The organism is Mesorhizobium sp. WSM4829 (genome assembly GCF_055811475.1).
Window position 1 is genome coordinate 1 of record NZ_JBVVQJ010000156.1, and the last position, 372, is coordinate 372.

Consider the following 372-nt stretch of genomic DNA (forward strand, 5'->3'; position numbering starts at 1 on the left):
GGAGTGCAAGCAACGCCACAGGAACCGCTCGGTAACCATCCGGTCTGGGCCGCGGCAGACGCGCGATCTGTGCTAGACTGGGTGGATGGAGATCGACACGGACAAGATCGATGATGCGGTCTTGGCGCTGCTTTGGCTGACGCTGCACAATGAGCGATGCGCCTGGAAGAGCTTCGATTGGAATGTGACGGATCGTCTGCATCGGAAGGGGCTGATTGCAGACCCTGTGAACAAGGCGAAGTCCTTGGTCCTGACGAACGAAGGTCTTCAAAGGTCGGAGGAACTGTTCCGCGCGCTGTTCACGCGGCCGAGGCCATAAGGATCTGGCGGGGCTGCCAATTCCACGGAAGCAGTTCATGAAGCCGGTTCTGC

Annotated in this window: 2 protein-coding genes; one reads left to right on the forward strand and one right to left on the reverse strand. The window is 59.4% G+C overall.

Annotated features, from left to right (window positions below):
• The coding region (locus AC0L17_RS34650; protein ID WP_473519016.1) for a hypothetical protein at positions 1-202 on the reverse strand (202 nt) is incomplete at its 3' end.
• On the opposite strand from AC0L17_RS34650, the gene AC0L17_RS34655 reads away from it, so the two are divergent.
• Complete coding sequence (locus AC0L17_RS34655) at positions 122-319, forward strand: DUF6429 family protein (protein WP_473519014.1); 198 nt, start codon at positions 122-124, stop codon at positions 317-319. The genes AC0L17_RS34650 and AC0L17_RS34655 overlap by 81 nt on opposite strands.
• Positions 320-372: the final 53 nt, after the last annotated feature.